Origin of the sequence: Halanaerobium sp. ST460_2HS_T2, assembly GCF_003337665.1 — a bacterium.
GTDB lineage: Bacteria > Bacillota > Halanaerobiia > Halanaerobiales > Halanaerobiaceae > Halanaerobium > Halanaerobium kushneri.
The window spans coordinates 1-19,063 of the sequence record NZ_QPJF01000012.1 but is presented as its reverse complement, the minus strand read 5'-3'; the positions used below and the strand labels follow the sequence as shown (position 1 = coordinate 19,063).

The 19,063-nt window shown below is 33.8% G+C and carries 13 protein-coding genes and 1 pseudogene; all 14 read right to left on the bottom strand.

Annotation, left to right across the window (positions count from 1 at the left end):
• Nucleotides 1–8 precede the first annotated feature (8 nt).
• Nucleotides 9–1,820: an ABC transporter substrate-binding protein gene (locus DFR80_RS07105; RefSeq protein ID WP_076545267.1), complete on the bottom strand. Its 1,812-nt coding sequence runs from the start codon at nt 1,818–1,820 to the stop codon at nt 9–11.
• 248 nt (nt 1,821–2,068) lie between these two features.
• Entirely contained in the window at nt 2,069–2,677 is a 609-nt protein-coding gene (locus DFR80_RS07100; protein WP_233493768.1) for a lytic transglycosylase domain-containing protein, read from the bottom strand.
• Nucleotides 2,678–2,701: 24 nt separating this feature from the next.
• Nucleotides 2,702–3,079 (bottom strand): methylglyoxal synthase, encoded by a 378-nt coding sequence (gene mgsA, locus DFR80_RS15580; protein WP_369862662.1) that lies wholly within the window; start codon nt 3,077–3,079, stop codon nt 2,702–2,704.
• Nucleotides 3,080–3,136: 57 nt separating this feature from the next.
• A pseudogene (gene coaE / locus DFR80_RS15575) lies at nt 3,137–3,682 on the bottom strand (dephospho-CoA kinase); the annotation flags it as partial.
• A 21-nt stretch (nt 3,683–3,703) separates the two neighbouring features.
• A complete protein-coding gene (gene mutM, locus DFR80_RS07090; protein ID WP_114489579.1) occupies nt 3,704–4,534 on the bottom strand; it encodes a DNA-formamidopyrimidine glycosylase in 831 nt (276 codons plus the stop codon).
• Complete coding sequence (gene polA / locus DFR80_RS07085; protein ID WP_369862657.1) at nt 4,527–7,181, bottom strand: DNA polymerase I; 2,655 nt, start codon at nt 7,179–7,181, stop codon at nt 4,527–4,529. The genes mutM and polA overlap by 8 nt, the downstream gene beginning before the upstream one ends.
• A gap of 35 nt (nt 7,182–7,216) precedes the next feature.
• Nucleotides 7,217–8,617: an ATP-binding protein gene (locus DFR80_RS07080; RefSeq protein WP_076545271.1), complete on the bottom strand. Its 1,401-nt coding sequence runs from the start codon at nt 8,615–8,617 to the stop codon at nt 7,217–7,219.
• Nucleotides 8,610–9,299, bottom strand: coding sequence for a response regulator transcription factor (locus DFR80_RS07075; protein WP_076545272.1), 690 nt, complete (start codon nt 9,297–9,299; stop codon nt 8,610–8,612). The genes DFR80_RS07080 and DFR80_RS07075 overlap by 8 nt, the downstream gene beginning before the upstream one ends.
• A gap of 128 nt (nt 9,300–9,427) precedes the next feature.
• Nucleotides 9,428–10,570: a S1C family serine protease gene (locus tag DFR80_RS07070; protein WP_114489577.1), complete on the bottom strand. Its 1,143-nt coding sequence runs from the start codon at nt 10,568–10,570 to the stop codon at nt 9,428–9,430.
• A 268-nt stretch (nt 10,571–10,838) separates the two neighbouring features.
• A complete protein-coding gene (gpmA, locus tag DFR80_RS07065; protein WP_114489576.1) occupies nt 10,839–11,579 on the bottom strand; it encodes a 2,3-diphosphoglycerate-dependent phosphoglycerate mutase in 741 nt (246 codons plus the stop codon).
• Between the two features lie 106 nt (nt 11,580–11,685).
• Nucleotides 11,686–14,883, bottom strand: a complete 3,198-nt coding sequence (locus DFR80_RS07060; protein ID WP_114489575.1) for an exodeoxyribonuclease V subunit beta — start codon at nt 14,881–14,883, stop codon at nt 11,686–11,688.
• Nucleotides 14,867–17,482, bottom strand: a complete 2,616-nt coding sequence (locus tag DFR80_RS07055) for a PD-(D/E)XK nuclease family protein (protein WP_114489574.1) — start codon at nt 17,480–17,482, stop codon at nt 14,867–14,869. The genes DFR80_RS07060 and DFR80_RS07055 overlap by 17 nt, the downstream gene beginning before the upstream one ends.
• A 94-nt stretch (nt 17,483–17,576) precedes the next feature.
• Nucleotides 17,577–18,347, bottom strand: coding sequence for a DUF368 domain-containing protein (locus DFR80_RS07050; protein WP_076545277.1), 771 nt, complete (start codon nt 18,345–18,347; stop codon nt 17,577–17,579).
• A gap of 194 nt (nt 18,348–18,541) precedes the next feature.
• Nucleotides 18,542–18,925: a VOC family protein gene (locus DFR80_RS07045; protein WP_076545278.1), complete on the bottom strand. Its 384-nt coding sequence runs from the start codon at nt 18,923–18,925 to the stop codon at nt 18,542–18,544.
• Nucleotides 18,926–19,063: the final 138 nt, after the last annotated feature.

Here is a 19,063-nt window from a genome sequence, read left to right as displayed (position 1 = left end):
ATTCAATATTACTTGTCTAGTGAGTAGAAGTACTGGCCTGGATCTCTAATTGGATCATAGTACCATCCTTCAACCCAGTCTCTCATAACTACCTGAGCAGATGGCTGATACAGATAGAAATCAAGTGCCTGATCATATGCAATCTGCTGTAATTCTTTATAAATTTCTTCACGTTTTGCTGGATCTGTTGAAGAAATACCTTCGTCAATTAGTGGATCAATATTTTCTTTAGCGAAATTAATATAATCCTTACCTTTGAATCCACCATAAGTTCCGTCACTACCTAAGAAAGGTACAACGAAGTTGTGAGGATCGGCATAATCAGCACCCCAGGCAATAAAACCTAAAGTAAACTTATTAGCAATTAACTTGTCTAAATAAGTAGCCCACTGAATACCGCGAACGTTAACTTTGAACTTAGGATTAATCTGTTCAACATAATATTTCAACATATCAACAGCACTCTTACGCACGTCATTACCTGAGTTATAAAGAATTGTGATTTCAAATCCTTTTTCCCATAATTCTCCATCAAAAGCTTTCTTAAAGTGCTCTTCTGCTTTTTCCAGATCTAACTCATAAGTTGGAGAATTTTCATCATATCCTAATAATGGTTCAGGAATTGGTCCACGTCCCTTCTGACCATCACCATTCAATACATCATTAATGAATGCTTCATAGTTCATTGAATAAAGGAATCCTTTTCTAACATCAATATCACTAAAGAAGTTAGAAGGAATACCATTACCATCTAATTTACCACTGTGAACATCAGGATTACCCTCTGTTACAATATTAAAGTTCATAAGTCCAGCACCCATGTAAATGTTTGGAAGTCCTGTAATAACTTCAACTCCATCCATGTTTTCTACCTGACTCATGTACTGTTTGTCTACATAAACGATATCAGCATCTCCACGCTGTAACATTAACTTACGTGTTGACCATTCATCAATCATTCTAATTATAACTTTTTTAATAGGAGCAGGTTCACGCCAGTAATCATCATTTCTATTTAAGATTACTTCTTCACCATTTACCCATTCTACTAATTCATATGGTCCAGTACCATTCATTTTATCAAACAGTGGATCATCTTCTTTAGTTGGGTTGGTATACTCTGCTATTGAATCTGGCTGACCATCCCAGTCTCCCTGTTCAACAGACCATTCTTTGTCAACAATTGCGCCAAGGCCATTACCCTGAGCAATAATACTTAAGAATGGTGGGAAAGCTTTTGGTAAATGGAATACTACACTATTTCCATCTACTTCAACTGCTTTTTCTAAATAAGCATAAACTTCTTCAGACTCAGCTGCTGTTAAATCAGATGGGCTTTTTTCTTCTCCCAGCACTTCAGTAACAACATCTGCTAATGAACCTTTTTGGAATAATGGTTCATAAATCATCCAAACAGGGCCACCATCTCTATCCTGAATTAGAGCTCTCAAGAAACTGTATTTAACATCTTCTGGAGTTAAAGGATCACCATTCTGGAAAGTAACTCCTTCTCTAATAGGAAACTCATAAACGGTACCATTTTCTCTAATTAAACCATTTTCTTCTGTTGGTACCTCTGTTGCAAGATGAGGCATGAAATCTGTAATATCTCCCTCATTAAATTTAATTAAATTTTCATATACATTATCAATAATCTCTGCACTTGCAGAATCATACTGAAAATGAGGATCTAAACTATCAATTGTTCCCATATTAACTTCAACAAATGTATCAGGATTTGTAACTTCCTGAGCTCCTACTACGGAAAATACTGAAACTACTAATAATAAAGTTAAAAATACTACTAATTTTTTTTGCATACTCGAAATTCCCTCCTAATATTTTTAAATTATCTATACTCTCTTATCTCTAATCTCTTCTCTTTTTAAATTTACACCCCCTTATCAGATGTGTCTGTTGTTTTAAAAAGAAAAACTAAACTTAATAATTTAAAACTTAAATTTTTTACTAACTTAAATTATATAATTATTTACTGAAAAAATCAAGTTGTATCCAACTATATATAATTTTCATACAAAATAAGACAATAATTTCTATTTATGATATATTATTCAGAAAAATTAGCCAAAAGCAGATCGAAAGTAGATAAACTGTATATTTTAAGGTTGTTTTTACTATAGTAATCTTTTGTTGAGATAACTCTTCTCACAAAACTATCTGTTTCTGCAAATGGAAGTTCTTCTTTTAGATCAGCATTCCAGCCGTTATTGATCCATTTTTGAACATTTCTTTCGCCCGCATTATAAGCAGCAATAGTTTTAATAAGATTTTGGTCAAATTTCTGATAGAGATAGCTAAAATACCAGCTGCCAAATTTAATATTCAAATCCGGATTGTCTAAATCTTTTAAACTAAAATTTTTATAACCCAGCTCTTTTGCAACCCAGTTTGCTGTAGCTGGCATCAGCTGCATCAGGCCAACTGCTCCTTTAGGAGAAATTGAATACTTATTAAATCTGCTTTCAACATAAATTATAGCTGCCAGTAGTTCAGGTTCAAGAGAAAATTCTTTAGAATATTTATCAATCTGCTTTTTATATTTAACCGGTTCTAAGTTTCTCCTGATAGTCCAGAAATCAAAATTGCTATTTATGGTGATCAACAATATAATTGATAAAAGAAGAAAAATAATTCCTTTAATTAAGTATTTTCTCACCAACTTAATTTATCCTCCCTTTAGTTAAGCCCTATTTTTTTCAGCCAGAGAGTGAATAATCATTTCTGCAGTCGCCAGATTAGTAGCCAGTGGGATCTCATGTACATCACAGAGTCTCAAAAGAGCACTTACATCGGGCTCATGTGGCTGAGCTGTCAGAGGATCCCGCAAGAAAATCACTCCATCCAGACGATCTTTAGCAATTTCAGCTCCAATCATCTGATCACCACCGATTGGGCCAGAGGCCATTCGTTCTACATCCAATCCGGTCTCATCAATTAAACGCTGACCTGTAGTACCGGTAGCAATTAAACGCATTTTTGCCAGAACCTCTCTGTGTTTTTTCGCAAAGCTAATCATATCTTCTTTTTTTTCATCATGAGCTATCAAGGCAATTCTAATCAATTTATCATCTACTCCCTTCAATACTTTCTCCCAGTTTAAGTCCAGTTTTGTTTTTAAATCTTCTATTGTTGAATTATTTTCAACTACTTTATCAGCCCTTTTCCTCTTTTCTGACAGCGGCATTTGAGAATTTATTCTTTTCAGTGCTTCTTTTCGAGTAAAATTATTCCTCTTTTTTAATCTATTTATCTGCTGTTCTTCTGAACTGGCAATGACCCAGATCTGATCACAGAAACGATCAAGTCCGGTTTCATAAAGTAATGGTGCCATAAAAACAACTATTTCGTCATCTTCTAGATACTGATGTGCCTGTTCTTTCATTTCATAAATTATCAGGGGGTGGAGAATAGATTCTAATTTTTTTCTCTTAACTGGATCAGAAAAAACTATTTCTCCCAGTCTTTCTCGATCAAACTCTCCATCCGCTTTTAATATTTGATCACCAAATTCCTCTACAACCAGCTGCCATCCTTTTTCTCCCTGACGACTAATCTTATGGGAAATCTGATCTGCATCAATAATTCTGGCCCCTTTTTGGGCAAGATATTCTGCTGCTGTAGATTTACCGGTAGCAATTCCACCTGTTAAACCAATAATCATAATAATCCCCTTTCTCTATCTCTATTTTTGACATTGAGGACAAAAATAAGTTGAACGCCCACTAACCTTTATCTTCTCGATAGTAGTACCACAGCTGTAGCATTCCTCTCCCTGACGCTGATGGACCTGCAGCTCTTCCTGAAAGGAACCTTTTTCACCAAAGGCATTAACATAATCACTAAAAGAAGTACCTCCATAAATTATTCCTTTCTGAAGAACATCCCGCATATTATAATAAATCTTTTCCTTTTCAGAATCATTTAAGGTATCAGCTGTTCTATCAGGTTTTATTCCTGCTCTAAAAAGTATTTCATCGGCATAAATATTACCAATTCCAGCAACAAAATGCTGATTTAAAAGCAGTGATTTAATGATTGCTCTCCGACCTACAAATAATTTCTTGAAATCTTCCAGATTCAGACTATCACTCAGAGGCTCAGGTCCCAATTCTGCCAACCCTCCTGCCTGTTCAGGGTGGTTTTTATCTATTAAATAAACCCGACCGAATTTACGGATATTGTTAAACCTGATTTCCTGTCCATCATTAAGACTAAAAATTACATGAGTGTGTTTATCTCTAAATTCTTTAACCTCTTTAACCAGAAGTTTACCTGTCATCCTGAGGTGAATTATCATATTTTGATCACTGTTTAATTCAAAAATAATATATTTACCTCTACGATTAACAGCTTCAATTTTGGAACCAATTAATTTTTCTTTAAAAGCAGAAATATTTTCTTCCGGATAGGCAATCATATTCTTTTCTCTAATTTCTACTCCAGTAACTACTTTATCTTCTACCAGAGGTCTTAAACCCTTAACCACTGTTTCAACTTCTGGAAGTTCAGGCATCTTTATTCACCTCATAATCCTTTTTATCTCTCCAGTTTTCCCCTGTCTGAAGATCAACTAAAAGTGGAACATCCAGTTTAGCTGCATTTTCCATTTTAGCTTTTATTAATTTTGCTGCCGGTTCTAAATCAGATTTTGCCACTTCAAATACTAATTCATCATGTACCTGCAGTAGAATATTCAGGTTTAAATTCGCGTTTTCTAAAGCATTATAAACATCAATCATTGATTTTTTCATAATATCAGCAGCTGTCCCCTGAACCGGTGTGTTAATTGCTGTTCTTTCAGCAAAAGAACGTCGATGATAGTTACTACTATTAATTTCTGGTATATAACGGCGGCGGCCAAACATAGTCTCCGCATAACCACATTCTTTAACTCTTTCGATTGTCTGATCCATATACTTTTTAACTCCAGAAAATCGATTGAAATATTTATCAATATAATCCTGAGCTTCCTCAACTGGAATATCCAGGTCCTGACTTAAACCATAAGAACTCATTCCATAGGCTATACCAAAATTGATAACTTTTGCATGTCGGCGAAGATTGGGAGAAACTTCTTCTGGTTCTACCTCAAAAACCTCACTTGCCGTTTCGGTATGAATATCAGCACCGCTATTAAAAGCTTCTTTAAGTTTTTTATCACCACTCAAATGAGCAAAAACTCTCAACTCAATCTGAGAATAATCTACCGCCAGCAGTAACATATCTTTCTCCGAAGGTATAAAGGCCTTTCTAATTTCTCTACCTTCTTCAGTTCTGATTGGTATATTCTGCAAATTAGGATCTGTACTACTTAAACGACCGGTAGCAGTTACCATCTGATTAAAAGAAGTATGGATTTTTTCTGTTTCCTGATTAATGAGTGGTGGTAGGGAATCGACATAGGTTGATTTTAATTTTGATAACTCTCTGTATTCTGAAATAAGTGGAATAATCTCATGTTTTCCTTCCAGTTTCTCTAAGACACTGGCATTAGTTGAATAACCAGTTTTTGTTCTTTTGATAACTGGCAAACCCAATTTTTCAAATAAAATTTCTCCCAGCTGTTTGGGGGAATTCAAATTAAACTCTTCACCAGCAAGTTGATGTGCTTTTTCGGTTATAATATCAAGTCTTTCGCCAAGTTTTTCTGAAAGATTATTTAGCCAGTCTCGATCAACTTTAACACCATTATATTCCATCCGAGCCAGAACTTTAATTAAAGGTAATTCGATCTCATTATACAATTTAAGCAGCTCATCTTTTTCTAATTTTGGCATTAATTTATCTCTTAAATCAAAAAGCCTGGAGATTTCGATTAGCAGCTTCTCTTGCTCTTTAATTTCTTCAAAACTAATTGTTAATTCCTGACTTAATACTTGCTCCAGCTCAGGCAGAGATGAGGATGGCTGCAGTAAATAATAGGCAAGCAGTGGCTCAAAACTAATATTCAAAATCTCTAGCTCATGTTTTAATAAAGCAAGAGATGCTTCTTTAGCATCAATGATTAGTTTTGCAATCTCTTTTGCTGACAGAATATCCTCTATCAGAGGATCTATTTCTTTATCTTCAACCGGATAGGAATAAATTTCACTTTCAGATTTTAAAGCAAAGTAGATTGCTTCAATTTTACCCTGAATTGCTTTGGTATTTTTTTTCAATTTAACTGCTACCGCAATTTCTCCTGCCTTAACTGCTTTTTCTTGTAATTCTTTTAATGATCTTTGATTTAAAGTAATAATTTCTAAATCTGAAAATTCAACTGCTTCTTTAAAGTCAAAACGATCTAGCAGAGAAGTAAAACCGAGTTTTTCAAACTGTTCAGCAGCTTCCTTATCATCATAAGAATCCAGGCGGCATTTATCAAAATTAATCTCTACAGGAACATCGCGCTTAATTTTACCCAGTCTGTAACTCATCCTGGCCTGATCTGCATATTTTCGCAGATTCTCTTTTCTCTTTTTACCTGAAACCTGATCAATATTAGCGAGAATTTCTTCCATAGAGCCAAATTCTTTTAATAGTTTTAAAGCAGTTTTTTTGCCAATGCCAGGAACTCCAGGAATATTGTCAGAACTGTCACCCATCAAACCTTTGCGGTCTATTAATTTTTCTGGTGGTAGTTCATATTTTTCCATTACTTTTTCCAAATCAAATTTAACTAAATCGGAAATACCTTTCCGGGTATACAAAATATTTACATTATCTGAAACCAGCTGCAAGGCATCTCTATCGCCTGTAACAATATAAACCATATATCCTTCTTCGGCCGCCTCTTTTGAAAGTGTTCCCAGTAAATCATCTGCTTCAAAACCTTCTTTAGCGAGTATTGGTATTTTTAATTTTTCGATTGTCTGCTGTAAAAGAGGAATCTGTGGCACCAGTTCTTCTGGCATTTTTTTTCTGGTCCCTTTGTAATCCTCATATTCTTCGTGTCTGAACGTTGGTGCTTTTTTATCAAAAGTAATAATCATTCGGTCCGGATTCCATTCATCAGTAAGACTAAATAGCATTCTTACAAAACCAAAAACCGCGTTAGTATATTCTCCCTCATCATTGGTCAGTAATGGTAGTGCATAAAAAGCACGGTGGGTCAAACTGTGCCCATCCAGTAAAAAAAGTGTTTTTTTCTCCTTGTTTTCTTTATTTGCCAAAAATATCATCTCCTAATTAAACATCTATTTAAACTGATTTTTGATCAATCATTTATCTTATTTTTTTGATTTAATGGTAAAATAATAATAAATTTTGTGCCTTTTCCTGTTTCACTTTCAACATCGATATCACCACTGTAACTTTCGACAATCTGTTGCGCAATAGCTAGCCCCAGACCGGAACCCTGATTATCTTTTCGGGTTCGCGATTTATCTGCCTGATAAAATCTATCAAAAACAAAAGGCAAATCTTCTTCCGGAATCCCCGGTCCATTATCTGCTATAGAAAAATAGAAGTTATTGGAGTCAACCCTATCAATTTTGATTTCTATTTTACCCATCTGCGAAGTAAATTTAATTGCATTATCCAGAAAAATACGCAGCAGCTGTTTAAAGAGATTCTGATCTCCATAAAACTCAATTTTGGCTTCTTCAATAAATTTTAACTTAACTTCCTTTTCCACCAGCTCAAACTCTTTAATTATTTCCTCAATCAGACTATTAAATTCAAAAAGTTTTTCCTCTTTTTTTAGTTCACTATCATCACCGCGAGCTAAAAGAAGTAAATTTTCCATTAACTGTTTCATATTAACTGTTTCTTTTTTAATAGCCTCAATTGCTTCATCCCTAACATCTTCTCTCTCTTTACCCCAGCGATCAAGTAAATCAACATAACCTTTTATTACAGAAATAGGTGTCCTGAGTTCATGAGAAGCATCAGAAACAAATTGTTTCTGTCTCTGAAAAGATTTTTCCAGACGATCAAGCATCGAATTAAATGTCAGAGCAAGTTTTTTTAGCTCATCATCAGGCCCACTAACCTCCAGCCGACGTCCTAAATCACTGGAACTAATTTCTCTAGCTGTCTCAGTAATTTTGTTAATTGGTGACAGCATTTTCTTAGTAGTAAAATAACCTAAAAAAACCGAAATTAAAGCCCCAATTCCAGCTGCAATAGTCAAAACAATGATTAAAAAATCCAGAAAGTTTTTTTCAAAAGTAATATCCCTAACTACCTGAAGATAACCTCTTGAAAAGACAAAATTATTCATTGGTATTGTTTTAACTGTAAGCATTTTTGAACCAGAACGAAATTCTTCAATTTTGGCACTGATTGGTATATCCATATCTTCCAAATATTTAGATTGAGCATTAACCTGTCCATCTTTATCAAGTACTCTAAAAAAAATATTTTCCTCACTACGACTTATCTGCTGCAGAAGATCGGTATCAAAAAAATTAACTGGATCTCCAATACCAGAAAACTGCGAAAGAACAAGCTCAGTAGTATTATTGATACTTCTTTTAATATTATCATCAATAAAACTGGACAGAAAAAAGTAAATTGAAAGATTAATTAAGAAAATTAGCATCATAAACATAAAAGCATATAATATTGTGATCTTCCAGGAAATTTTACTTTTTTTACTCACAAAATCAAACATACTTATCTGACCTCAAAACATAGCCAACCCCGCGAACAGTATGGATTAACTTTTGCTCAAAAGGATCATCTATTTTACTGCGTAAATAACGAATATATACATCAACTATATTGGTTTCTCCCGTATAATCATAGCCCCAGACATTATTTAATAATTTATCTCTACTGACTACAATACCTTCGTTTTTGACTAAGTAAACTAAAAGATCATATTCTTTTTTCGTTAATTCTATTTCTTCTCCAGCTCTTTTTACTACATGAGCATCTAAATTTATTTCTAGATCAGCAGTCTTAAGAGTATTATCTGATTCAACATTACCCTCATCTCTTCTTAGATGGGCACGAATTCGAGCCAGCAGTTCTTCAATTTCAAAAGGTTTTGTTAAATAATCATCTGCTCCTATATCAAGACCTTCTACTTTATCATCCAGCTCAGATTTAGCAGTCAGCATAATTATCGGAATATCCGAAAATTCCCTAATTCTACTGCAAACTTCAAAACCATCAAGCCCGGGCAGCATGATATCCAATAATAGCAGATCATAATCATCTTCTTTAAGTTTATTAATTCCATCATAACCATTATCAAATTTTTTAACCTGATAACCCTCATGCTCAAGTTCCAATTCTACAAAACGAGCAATCTGGACATCATCTTCAATTAACAGTATTTTTTTCTGCAATTTACTCACCCCTCTTATTATATCAATAAAATAATAAAATTTAAAATCTATTATTATAATTTACTAAATCCCGGACCAGATAAGGCCCGGGATCATTCTGAAAAGTATAATCCAATTTAGATATTTAATTAAACATCATTAGGCTTATCACCAATTCGGCCAAAGAGAATTTTGCTCTGACCATTTCTAATTACTTTAAACATAATCTTATCTCCAACTTCTTTTTTGGTAATAATGTCACTGACATCCGAAGTTGAATTAACCTGTTTTTGGTCTATCTCTGTAATGATATCATAAGTCTGGATACCAGCTTTTTCTGCCGGACTATCCTTATAAACTTCAATAACTACTACACCTTTTTGATCCTCTAAACCAAAGTATTCCTGTACTTCTTTAGTGATTTCGCTAAAGGCAATTCCAACCCATGGTCTTGTTACTTCGCCAGTTTTCTGTAATTCTGTAACAATATCTTTTATTTCATTCACAGGAATTGCAAAACCAATTCCCTGTCCTGCTGCTGAAACAGCAGTGTTAATACCAATTACCTTACCCTGATTATTTAGAAGTGGTCCTCCACTATTACCTAGATTAATAGCTGCATCAAGCTGAATTAAATTCTGATAAGTTCTAACCTGACGATCATCTGTTGGTATTTGAATAGGTCTTCCCAGGGCACTAATTACTCCGACTGTAACTGTATGCTCAAAACCTAATGGGTTACCAATTGCAATTGCCCAGTCTCCGGGATGTAATTTATCAGAATCCCCCATTTCTAAAGGACTTAATTCCTGATCAATTTTTGAAGTATCAACCTTTAGTATTGCCAGGTCCAGACTAAAATCAGACCAGGCTACCTCTGCCGGAATAGGATCTTCAACTCCATTGATTGCAATCTCTATTTTATCAGCTCCATCAATTACATGCTGGTTTGTTACTATATATCCATCTTTTGATACTATAAAACCTGAACCAAAACCTTTTCTTTCACGAGGCTGCTGTTCTGGCGCCTGAAAACGATCACCAAAAAAGAACCTGAAATATGGGTCATTAAACATTTCAGGCAGCTGCTGGCCCCCCGAGCTTTTAATTGTTGAAGTGACTTTTACGACTCCATTATCTGCATTCTGAGCAATATTAGCAAAATAGTTAGTTGCATAAATATTTTCACTTTCCCCATTTTGAGCCAGTACAGCAGGAGCAGCAGATATTACTAATGATAAGACAATAAGAGCCAACAATGATTTCTTTAATAAATTATTCTTTATTTTCATCACTAACACCATCCTTTTAAAATTTGATTTAATTAAAAATACTCAAAACAATTATTATCCCCCGTTTAAACGGGGAATAATAAAACACCTTAAGGAGGGAATTTATTTCTGCTTTGAGTTTTAGCTTTTTAGCCAGACTTTAAAATTAAATATTAACATGATATTACTGATCAATCCAATTTAAAGTAAGGCTTTATTTCAGCTTACAATTATAATATAGCAGAGATAAATTAAAGAATAATTAAGCCAAAATTAAATTTAGATTAAATTACTTTTTGGCCTGATTTTTAACTTTATTCATTTCTTTTTCTATTTCTTCCTGATTACCAAGATAATATTTATCTAAAACATTCATCTCCTGATCAAACTCATAAACTAATGGTCTTCCGGTCGGAATATTGACAGATGGTATATCCTGATCAGAAATTCCATCCAGATGTTTTACTAAAGCCCGCAGACTGTTGCCGTGAGCAGAAATAATTATTTTTTTACCTTCTTTCATTCTGGGCACTATTTCATCTTCCCAGTAAGGCATTACTCTCTCAATAGTCATTTTTAAGCTTTCTGCAGTTGGTAATTGTTCATCACTAAGTTCAGCATATTTTTCCTCATGGCCCGGATAACGTTCGTCATTTTTATCTAAAGCGGGTGGAGGAGTGTCAAAACTTCTCCGCCAGATATGAACCTGTTCTGCCCCTTCCTTTTCTGCAGTCTCAGCTTTATTCAGCCCCTGTAAAGCACCATAGTGACGTTCATTTAATTTCCAGGATTTAATTACCGGTATCCAGTGCAAATCCATAATATCCAGAATAATATTTAAAGTTTTAGTTGCTCTTTTTAAATAAGAAGTGTAGGCTAGATCAAAGGTAAAACCCTCTTTTTTTAATAGTTGACCTGCCTCTTCCGCCTCCTTTACTCCCTGTTCACTTAAATCTACATCTGTCCAACCTGTAAATTTATTGGCCAGATTCCATTTGCTTTCCCCATGACGAACCAGTACAATTTTCATCAAATCACCCTTTCATATTTTAAAGTTTATATTTATTAGCATTATTTATCCTAATTATTATTATAACATTTTAATCCAAAAAGTAGATATTAATTAATTTACAAATTTAAACATCAACAAAACTAACTGTTATTTCCCATTCCGAATTAAGTTCGGCTGTGAGCAGCTGCTTATACTTTTTAAGCTGTTCCGGATTGCGATAACTACCACTTTTATAGTCGATTATTTTAATTTTCTTCTCTGCTCTGTCAACCAGCAGTCTGTCTATTCGATAATGTTTTTCTTCAGCTATATCTTTTTCTTTTAATAAATACTCATTAAAAATCTGATACTTTTTTGAAAAAATATCCGGATTATCTGCAATAAAGATTTGAGCTTTCTTTATTACAGCTTTAATCTTTTCTTCCCCCAGCAGATTTCCATACTTACTTTTAAGCAGTCTGCGGGCAGAAATTTTTTCTTTCTCACTATTATACTTAATATTTTCCAGATAATAATGGAGAGCCAGGCCTTTTAGTTTCTTTGCTGAAATTTTCAAACTGCTGCTCTGCTTTTTAAAATAGGCATATTTTTCTTCATTTTCCTCACTTCTAGGCTCGTGTTTTTTCTGCTTTAAATATTTATTGAGAGGGTTCAACTTATGCTTTCCACTTGAATTATCTTCTTCAATCTGCAGTGGCTCTCCAACCGATTCCTGCTCTAAAAGATCAGTTAATTTGTCTCCCGCAACCGCATTTAAAAGCATCTTTTCATAATAATCATAACTGCTGCCAGCCCACATCAAATCCTGAGCAGGCTTTATTTTTCGAGGTGCTTCTATATATAAATGCAGATCCTTTTCTGCCCTACTCAGGGCAACATAAAGGTTATTAATTTCTTCCATTTCTGCTTTCTTTTCTGCCTTTTCCTTAAAATCATAATCAAGCCAGTCTAAAATAGCAAGGTACTGGTCCTGGATAAACAAATAATCATTTAACTTTTCATATTTCTGATCAAAATCAAGATAAAAATTTATGCCACCACTGCTCATTCCACTTCTGCGGCCTGGATTCCAATAATAATACTCCGCAGGCAGCGAAAGTCCTTTTGCTTGATGGATAGTCATTAAGCTAACTGCATCTTTATTTTCTACCTTCTGCTGTTTTAATTCCTCACTCTCTCTATTTTCAGCTAAATAATTAAGCAGCTCTTTTAAAGAAGAAAAAGAATTTAGAATTTCGAAAAATGAATAAAGATTTTTTAAGCTAAGACTATTATCTGCTGCAAGCCCAAGCAGCTCTGTCTGTTGATAAAGATAGTTTATAATTTCTTGATAATCTCCATCAATTAGTTTTTTAATTTTTTTGAAGGTTTTTATTAAATTATTCATTTTATTTTCCGGCAGCTGCTTATCGTTTGTATACAGCAGCTTAAACTCCTGCTTTAATTCAATTTTTTGCCTAGAGGTGAAATAGTCTTTTAAAAGTTTCTGTTTTTTTAAAATTAATTTTAGAATCTGATTATCAATTTTGACCAGATCACTGCGCAAAAACTTAAGCAGAGAATAAAAATCTCTGTAAGCTGCAAAATATAAAAAATCATAAACTGCCTTCGGCAAGGCTGCCGCAAGCAGTGAATTTCTATTTTCCAAAATGTAGGGCACTCCCTCTTTTTCCAGACTTTCTGCAATGGTATTTAATTCATTTGAGGTACGGGCCAGCACACTAACCTGACCATAATCAGCAGCATATTTTGCTTTAATATCTGCTGCTATCTCAGCCGGGAGATTTTCTTTAATTTTACTGTTTAAGTCTTCTATCTCCCTCTGTTTTTCTGCCCCCAGACTCTCAAAGGTTTTGGTATCAGTATTATAAAAAGCAGAACTGCCACCATAAATCACCTTAGTTAAACCTGAGTCCTTAGAATTAGCCTCAACCGGGTGATACTCCCAATCGACTTCTGATTGTTCAAAAAAATTATTTAAAAGCTTAATTATATTCTGATCACTCCGGTAACAGCACTCCAGCCTTTCGGTTTCAGCTTCTATAATCTCCTCCAGAGAGGCAAATAACTTCTTCTCTCCCCCCCGCCATCCGTAAATAGACTGTTTTTCATCTCCAACAGCAATAAAATCACTGGCCTTTTTAATCAGCGGTCTTAAAATTTTCCACTGAAGAATACTGGTGTCCTGAAACTCATCAATAAAAAGAGCCTTATATTCTCCCCCCAGCAAATCCAGCAGATAACTGCTTGCCTGACCATCTTTAATCAGGCCAATTTTTTCAGATTTTAAATACTTAAAAGTATAATTACTGATATCAGAATGAGTAAATTTACCTGTTTTAAATTTGAGCTGTTCGTAAATATCCAGAACCAGGCTGGCAAAATTAATAATTTCTTTTTCGGCCGGAATTACCTCCTGATTGTAAACTTCTGCAGCCAGTTTTTCTCTAAACAATTGATATTCATATTCTAATTTTTCTTTTAAATCTGCAGTTTTTTGCGCCCTTAATTTATTTCCACTCCAGTAGCTGTTGTTTAATAAATAGTTTCTTTTCTGGTAAAGAAAATTCTTTTTTTTCGTTCTTGAATTAAGTTCAGGGTACTGTTCAAAAAATGGAAGACCGGCTTTGACAAAATAGGATGAAGAAAATTCTTCTCCTCGTAATTTAGCAACTTCTTTAAGAGTCTGGTAGCTCTCTTCAAATAAGTCAGATATCTCTGCCTGTGGTAATTTTTCTTTTAACTTTAAATCTGATGATTCTAAAAGCATAAATTTCCAGGCGTTGTCAACAATATCTCTAATAAATTTCAAATAAGGCTCCAGATTCCGGGCACTGTTGGCTTCTAAAAAACTCTGCATACTCTCATAGTAATCCTGATTATTCAATATTATTTTTAATAACTCTTCTATAATCTCCTGATTCTGGCTGTCATCTATAATCTGGTAGTTATAGAGAGAAAGATAGGGGGCAATTCCTCTATTAAAAATTTGATTTGTAAAAGCATCAATGGTAAATATTTTTATATCCTCATCATTCAAAATCATTTTACGATAAATTATTTCAAGTTTCTCCGGCTCAACTTCAAGCTCCGGATAAATATCTTTAAGTGAATTGATTATATTTTTCTTTTCCGGGCCCTCAGTAATTATAGCCCGCAAATGGTCCAGAATTCTATTTTTAATTTCTGCAGTTGCTTTTTTAGTAAAAGTCATAACAATAATTTCCGAAAAATCTATCCCATTTAAAAGTGCAGCCAGATATTCCAGAGACAGTCTGTACGTTTTACCTGTCCCGGCACTGGCTTTAATTACTTTTTTCATCACTTAAAACCTCCACTCTGCAAATATCTCTGTAAGGGCAGCGCTGACAGCGAGACTTATAAATACGCTTATATTCTCCAGCTGCAAAAAGTTGTTCTGTCAGTTCTTGCAGCTCTGCACCCAATCTATCTTCTCGTTCCCTTTTATTATATGAGTATTCCATAGCCTGATCAAAGACATTATAGATTGCCTTTCTACTCTCAGACGGAAGTTTTTCCGGATAATTCTGGCGCAGAAAAAGTGAATAAAAATCAAGCTGTTTGCTGTCTCCACTGCCTGTTTTAAAGTCAACAATAAAATATTCAGCCTGTTTTAGTAACAGCAGATCTATTCTACCGGAAAGATAAAATTCAGTCTGTTGAGCTGAAAAATATTTCTGGCGCTGATAGTTCCATTCCGGCCATTCTACCAGAACATCCTGATAATCTTCGGGCAAATATTTATGCAGTAGTTCTGAAAAGTGGATAAAAGATTTTTCCAGACTTTTAAAAATGATCTTCCGATAATAGTTTAAATAATCCTGATCAATTTTCAAATTATTATCTTCAATTACCTGCTGAATAATTTTTTTTCGGCTCTCTGCGGGAATCTCCCTGGGAGCAAGATTCTGCTCTCTGGCATAAATTATCAGCTCACCAAAAATCTCATGGGTTAAAATCCCTAGCGCCATTAAAGAAAGAGAAGGTTTTATCTCCAGAGAGGTATCAAGTTGAGCCAGCTGCTCCAAATAAAAGCGATGATAGCAGTCTTTTAAATATTTATATTTATAATAGCTAAAATTAAAGCTGCTGCCAAAATCTTCTTTTTCTACTTTTAGATTCTGATTAAAACCAGCTGAGCTATTAACTTTTAAATCTACTTCAGTCTTATAATTAAATAAATTATTTAAAATTTCTTTTTCACTCAAGCTGTTTACTTTACTATCTTGATAGTTCAGGCCATATTCTAAAGCAAGTTCTTCCAAAATAACTGCAGGTGAAATATTCTGATCTTCATTCTCTACAGTATAGATAATACTCTGATCAGCATTCAAAATATGTCTTAAAAACTTATATTTTTTTAAAAGTTGATTTTTGTGCTGTAAAAACAGCTTATTATTTCTAAGTTGTTTTTCACTTAAAAAGTAAAGACCATCATTTTTTTGAGCAAAATTATCCTGAATTAAATTATTTACCAACAGCTTTTTGCGCTTAGTTTGAGGAGCTTTTTCCAGATTTAAAAATTCAGCTGCCTCATCATTTTTACTGAGGGAAATAGATTTAAAACTTAAGTGATTTAAAAATAAGGAAAAAAGTCCAGCTCCCTGATCAGCATAATAATCATTCCAGCTTGAAACTATACCCATTTCTTCGATGCTTTTCAGCTCCAGCAGGCTGTCATTAAATTTCTCTGCTGTTTCTTTAGCTTCTTTATCAAGAGCAAAATCTGAGATTTCCGTTAGTAACTCACTTAAATCTGAAATATTTTTGATCTTTCTCAATTTCTTAAGAAAATGATAAAGAGGTTTTAAAGCCGGAAGTTCTAACTCAATCAAATCCAAATCGAGATAATAATAGTCATTACGCAGAAGGTTTTCTATTTTTTGTAGACTTTCTGTCCCCAATCCAATCCATTCTTTAAATAAACTCTGAGTAGATAAATCATAGAGCTCTTTTAATTCGATTAAAATTTGGGAGGATTTTTTTCCCTGTTGGTAGAGCTGATAGAGGGATTCCAGCAGCCTATAAACTGCAGTTTCACTTAAGCTCTGATAGGAATTAAGATTTAAGTGGTCACTTAAAATAGCAGCTGAATCAATTTCTCTACCTGCATCCAACAGCTGAACCTCTTGGCGCGAATTTTCTTTCTCATTTAAGAGAGCTGCCAGGCCTTTAAGCTTCGAATTCAATTTTTTAATTTCAATAATATTTGTTTTTTCCGGTAAAGTTAGCTTTTCAATTTCTAATTTTTTTTGATTGAAATCCGATTTTTTGAGCTGTAGATGAAGCTTAACTTCAAATTTCTGAGCTATCTCCTGCAGTAATTCTTTAAAATAAGGAGTAAAATCCATTATGTTGAATAAATTAATCTTTTTAAACTCGCTTAAAAATTGTAAATTTAATTTTTTCTCTTCCCTGAGCAGAAGCTGATCAACAAAGCCAAGTTCCTTTAAGCGTTTTTGATATCTTACTTTAATACTTTCCAGTCTTTCTACTCTCTCCTGCTGCCAGTCTGCCAGACCTTTAATCTGGTCTAGATGATAATCCTGCAGCAGTTTAAAATAAGCAAAAAAGCGAGATGAAAACTGATAAATATCCTGATAACTATCCAACCGCAGCTTCTTTTTTTCCTCTTTTGTTAAAACAGAATACAAAAGCAGGGGAAGTTTTTCTTCTTTAAGCAGAATCTGATCACTGCTCAAGATCCGCTCCTTAAATTCTTTTAGACTAAAAAATTGGCTCTGCTGACTGAGAGGCTGAGGCTGATAATATTTAAGTGCCTCTTTTAAATCATTATAACCGGCAAAGATATAAATTTCTGGCTCTTCCGAAATTATTTCTTTAAATAAGTTTTGATTATAACTGTAATATTTAAAGCTTAAATTATTTTTTAATTCCATAACTTTCATCCTCAATTGAAAATTAATTTTGATCGACTATTTATTAGAAGGTTCATCCAGATAACAAAACTAAAGTAGAGCTAGCTGATAAAAATTAAGTATTTTGCCCAATGATTTCTAAAATAATAATTATGACAGCACCGGCTGCAAATGCTGCCAGTCCCCCAATATTAAAGCTTGCTGGAAATACAGCTGCTGAAGAGCCCAGAATTAGACCAGTTAAAATAACCATTATTTCTTTCTGATGTTTCTGCAGCAAATAGGAAAAAAGCCAGGCAAAAACTAATAAACCTGCTGCTACACCCGCCCCAAACACAATTAAAATTAAGAATTCCAGATTATTGATTGCATTTAAAACCGGGTGATAAACTCCCATTAAAATTAAAAGAGTCCCTCCACTAATACCTGGCAAAATCATTGCTATACTGCCAAAAAAACCAGCTATAAAGAAAAGCATTAATCCTTCTGCATTTAAAAAACCAAACTGAATTTCTCGGGCAAAAAGGAGGGCAAAAGCAAAGGCTAAAACCATAACCAGAAGTTTTAAAAAGCTTAAATGCCCAATTTTTTTATATGTAGAATGGGCTGAGGTAATTACCAGACCAAAGAGAAAATAATTTACAAACAAAGGTTGGTTTTGATAAAGATCAGTAATCACAGCTGAGCCAAATAAAACACCCACTGCAGCACCTATTCCAATGACAAAGAGCTTCTTGATTTTAATATCTTTGATTGCATTTATTAAAGTTTCATAAATATTTAAAACCAGAGCCAGTGTACCTCCACTCACACCGGGCAGAGTATTGGCCAGTCCAATCGGAATTGACTTGAAAAATAAAGATAAATATGAATTCTTTTTTGACAAATAAATCTTCCTTTCAATTTTTATTTTTAGATAGCTTTAATTCTTCTCTACTTAATATTATTCAAGATAATCAGTGTTTTTACCTGCCTTTAAAATAAAAAAGCTCAACCACTGGCTCTCTGACAGAAGTTGAGCTTTTTTGTAGATTATTATTTTAATTTTATTTCAATACGCTATAAGTAGCTGATACTCTTTTATCTCGCTATAACTTCAGTTCGGTAACCATCTGGGTCTGTAATAAAATAATATCCTGAAGAATCTTCACTTAAACTTTTGAGGTCACCAACTTTATAACCAGCCTCTTGATGACGCTGATATGATTTTTCTAAATCATCAACAACTACTGCAATATGACTGTAGCCATTGCCAATAGTATAGGGTTCTTCTCGATCATAATTATAAGTTAATTCCAACTCAAAACTTTCATTTTGATCTGTTAAATAAACCAGGGTAAATTCAGCTTCCGGAAAATCTTTACGTCTGCTTTCCTTTAGATTTAGAGCGTCCTGATAAAACTCAATAGATTTCTCTAAATCCATAACCCGAATACATGAATGAACGAAATCATAATTCTGCATTTATTATCACTACTCCTTTAATAATTTTTATTCTGATTTTAATTAAGCGAATTTCATAAAAATACGCCTTGATATAACAAAGATTTTAATGATATAAAAAGGGCTTCACCCCATCTTGTCGAATTTAATAGTAGCACC

Coding starts and splice junctions, on each gene's coding strand:
- DFR80_RS07080 (WP_076545271.1), bottom strand. CDS start 8,617: ATGTTTGATTTTGTGAGTAAAAAAAGTAAAATTTCCTGGAAGATCACA.
- DFR80_RS07055 (WP_114489574.1), bottom strand. CDS start 17,482: ATGGAATTAAAAAATAATTTAAGCTTTAAATATTACAGTTATAATCAA.
- DFR80_RS07060 (WP_114489575.1), bottom strand. CDS start 14,883: ATGAAAAAAGTAATTAAAGCCAGTGCCGGGACAGGTAAAACGTACAGA.
- DFR80_RS07105 (WP_076545267.1), bottom strand. CDS start 1,820: ATGCAAAAAAAATTAGTAGTATTTTTAACTTTATTATTAGTAGTTTCA.
- gpmA (WP_114489576.1), bottom strand. CDS start 11,579: ATGAAAATTGTACTGGTTCGTCATGGGGAAAGCAAATGGAATCTGGCC.
- DFR80_RS07070 (WP_114489577.1), bottom strand. CDS start 10,570: ATGAAAATAAAGAATAATTTATTAAAGAAATCATTGTTGGCTCTTATT.
- DFR80_RS07045 (WP_076545278.1), bottom strand. CDS start 18,925: ATGCAGAATTATGATTTCGTTCATTCATGTATTCGGGTTATGGATTTA.
- mutM (WP_114489579.1), bottom strand. CDS start 4,534: ATGCCTGAACTTCCAGAAGTTGAAACAGTGGTTAAGGGTTTAAGACCT.
- polA (WP_369862657.1), bottom strand. CDS start 7,181: ATGATATTTTTGGCAAATAAAGAAAACAAGGAGAAAAAAACACTTTTT.